The 3,581-nt window shown below is 48.5% G+C and carries 3 protein-coding genes; all 3 read right to left on the minus strand.

Annotation, left to right across the window (positions count from 1 at the left end; genetic code table 11):
- Positions 1-927: hypothetical protein (locus H6F80_RS09160; protein WP_199296463.1), on the minus strand; the 927-nt coding region annotated here is incomplete at its 3' end.
- A gap of 300 nt (positions 928-1,227) precedes the next feature.
- Positions 1,228-1,716 carry a type IV pilin-like G/H family protein gene (locus H6F80_RS29770; protein ID WP_190791265.1) on the minus strand — a complete coding sequence of 163 codons (489 nt, stop codon included), beginning with the start codon at positions 1,714-1,716 and terminating at the stop codon, positions 1,228-1,230.
- A gap of 132 nt (positions 1,717-1,848) precedes the next feature.
- Entirely contained in the window at positions 1,849-3,225 is a 1,377-nt protein-coding gene (locus H6F80_RS09170; protein WP_190791266.1) for a class I SAM-dependent methyltransferase, read from the minus strand.
- Positions 3,226-3,581 lie beyond the last annotated feature (356 nt).

The following is a 3,581-nucleotide window of genomic DNA, read 5'->3' on the forward strand; positions in this document are numbered from 1 at the left end:
CTTCAAATAGCCCTTAGATTCCGCAAACAGAGCCACTGCCTCTTCCCAGCAATACCCGGCACGCAGCAGTCTGCCGCCCAGTAATCCATTGGCGGCGATCTTGTCCTCTAGCAAAACACTAGCGTCGCGGAATCGTCTGGCATAGTCGATCGCCTCACTATATTTCTTGATCTGAGTGTGAGCTGCTGCCAGGAGCCGGAGTGTGTCGGGATGAGATTCGTTATATGGCAGACAGAGCTTTCCGTAAAAAGCCACTAGCTCCATCGCGCCCTTTGTTTCGTAATGGTACAGTTGATAAGCGTGTTCTAGCAAAATGTCGAAAACGGCTGTGGCATCATGAACGTGCTGCATGGCAGCTTCGGCAAAGGCGATCGTCTGCGAATCGGGATAGCCAAAATCGACTACCTGATGAACTGCTTGCAGAAGTTGTGCTTCGTCCAGGTCTAGCCCAGGAGACGAGCGCAGCAGATCGACAATTTTGAGATTGAGAATATATTCATCGTTTAGCAGTTCCAGGTTAATGCCCAGCCGCAGCAGATAGAGCAAGTTGGGTATATTCTCAGGCGCGATCTCGCGGATATGCTGCCGCACCAGCCAGGACTGCTGCCAGGATTTCTCGGTTTCAAACTGCTCTGCCTGCCCCTGCAACACCTGCATCAGGTCAGCAGTGAGCTGATCAACGTGTTCCGCTTCAACTTCTGCCAGCGGCATCATCCAAATGAGCTGCGCTTCGGCTTCCGCACCCGACAACAAATGAGCCAGCCCCAGCATCCAGAAATGGTGAACTCGATCGGGTTCCTGTTCGGCGAGCTGCTCGTAGAGTAAAGCTGCGCTGGCATAATTGCCTTCGCTAAAAGCACTCTGGGCAAATTGATGTAGTTCGGAATTCAAGACTTCTGGAGGTTGGGGGAGGGTTAATTGGCTCATGAGTCGATCGCTCTAATTCTAGGAAGAGAGTGCCCTTGTGGGGCGATCGATCGAACAGGAGTGATCCTTATGAATTTGGCTCCTTGATGGACAGTAAAAAGCTACCCATTGCTTTGCAGCTAGGTAGCCATCAGAACCAAAAAAATAAATTTTCAATTCAGAAAATAAGAATAGAAAAAGCTGACCGAACCGCGAAATTGCTAAAGCAGCGGTAACGAAGCCAGCTTTTGAAATCATTCGGTTACTGAGGGATTGCCGCTGACAAACTGTTGCAGTGCAGTAATACTTCAGCGCACTTAATTAGGGAGTGGCACAATCCGTCGTGGGGGTTAGAACCTCTTTACAAACGCGTGCCTTTGAGGTGACGCCCTCTCCTGACACGTTTTCTAAGTAGACAATACCGCTGTATTCCTTCACACTACCTTTTGTCTTTGTAGCTTTGGAGATTGCATCAGCATCTGTACTACTCGCTGTACCCGAAACCTCTGTGGTGTAATCGTAGTAGCCGGTGGATTCAGGAATTCCCAGTTCAAGAGCAGTGAGAGCTTCTGCAAACTGGTTGTTTTGCAGGTAGTAGGCTTGCTGTCCCCGGTTCATCGAGCCAACATAGGTGGTTGCTTCCGACTGACGGGCGCGGTTTGCCTGGTTCAGGAACGAGGGCAGAGCGATTGCTGCTAGAATACCGATGATGATGATCACCACCAATAGTTCGATCAGGGTGAAACCTTCGTCATTCTTTTTCTTGTTGAGCAGGTGTTGCAGGAATTTTGCTTTCAGTTCGGTTTTCATTGAGTTATCACTCCTAGAGTTGCGGGATACGAATTTCTAACTCCTGGCTATAACTTGCCCACGTCGATCGAATTTCATATCACCTTGAGCAAAAATCTTGCTTGTATCTTTTAATACATTAAAAGTTCCGTGCTAACACTCCAGCAGAACATACAGGAACGGCTCCAGCCGATCAAGGAGCTGCTTCACGCTATCAAAAGCATCCGTAATCGTGAGCGGTTCCAGAGTAGCAGGATTAACAGGGCGCATCTGCAAAAACCGTTCTGCCAGGGCTTGAATGGATTGAGCAGATTCCCAAAGCGGCAGCAGGCAGGCGGCTGAAGTGCTCTCGAGAGAAATCGGCTTTAGGGCAGGCAGAGGAATAAAGCGGCTAATTTCAAACGGAGCCATGCGGTTAATGCAGTCCAGCAACTTCTCCTTAACCGCCTCGATCCGGAGCTGAGGATGAAGATGGACGATCGCCCCTTGCCAGTCGGTATCGCTCCAGTCTTCGATGGGAAGTAGTTTCCCTGTCGAGGGAATTGTTTCAGCAGACTCACTCGGATGTCCGCACCAGAAATCCATCAATCGGTGCATCGGGTTCAGCAGTTCATAAAGACGCAGTTTTTCCTCGATCGTCGCGCTCTCTAAGCCCATTGCCCATAATGCAGGCAAATCATCCGGCTTTTGAAACAGTTCTGTCACGTCCCACTGTCGCCAGTTCACCATGCTCACCAGTTCCAACTTAGACTGATGCAGCAGCTCAAACATATCGGGAATCGTAAAGCCCTTATCGCCAACCAGCAGATGATTTGAGTAGAGCAATTCTTTGCGTTTATCCTCAGTCATTTCGCTGCTGTTGTATTCGCTTCCCCAAGCTTCCTGACGAAGCTTAACTCCAGGCTTAAGTGATTTCATCGTTTCAAACACCGCTTCTTCTTCCATTTCCTGCGGTATGTTGTCCATCAAGCCCATTAGCTTGAACAGGTTTTGCGCCCGATAAAACATACTGCGCTGATAGGCATTGTGCAGATTGGTGCGAATCAGTCCTTGGGGCTTCAGGACCGCTTTCATGGCTTGCAGCCCAGCTAATGGGTCAGGCAGCAAATACAACACTTCATCACAGTTAATATAGTCAAACTGCAAATTCAGCTGCGGCAGATCATAAATGGACATCGCATAAAAAACGGCATTGTCAAATCCGTGATGCTTCAGTCGCTTTTCTGCCAGTTCTACCGATTTTTCAGACAGATCAATGCCCACAATCTTCGCGCCCGGATTGGCTTCCGCCAGAATCAGAGATTTGTAGCCTGACCCACAGCCTGCATCTAAAATAACCTTGCCAGTTGTTTCTGTAACACACCGGTACTTCAGGTAATAGGACGTGACTAGGCTATGGATATACAGCGTGTCATAGTCATTTTTAGGAGACGTTTCGAGCGCGATACGCGGATAGGGAGAATGATCAAACTGCTGACGAATTTTCTCTAATGCGTCCTGATCTAACGGCTGCTTTCGTTCAGTATTCATAACGGTCTAATCTCCCTTCTATCTCCGGTGTTTCCTCGATCGCGCCAAACGGTCTAGCTTAAATCGAGAGTGCCCATCGGAAACCAAAATCGATCGATCGCCCTACAATTCTTTCGTTCCTGCCTACACGAAGCTTTCGTTGCCCACACTCCTGCCTGTATTCCCGGTAACCTCTTTTTTGAGCTTACGGTCGAGGCATTCCAGAATAGGTTGGTCGTAGAGGATGCTTTACTCCTCTATTAGCTGCGTTGCCGCGTTTCTAATTCTTTCCAGACTAACGCCAATTAGTTAGATTTTACATAAATGATTTTGCATAGATTCCGTAAGAATAAAACACTCTTTGATGAAAGAACCTT

The sequence above is a fragment of the Leptolyngbya sp. FACHB-711 genome, from assembly GCF_014695615.1.
Lineage (GTDB): Bacteria > Cyanobacteriota > Cyanobacteriia > Elainellales > Elainellaceae > Leptolyngbya_A.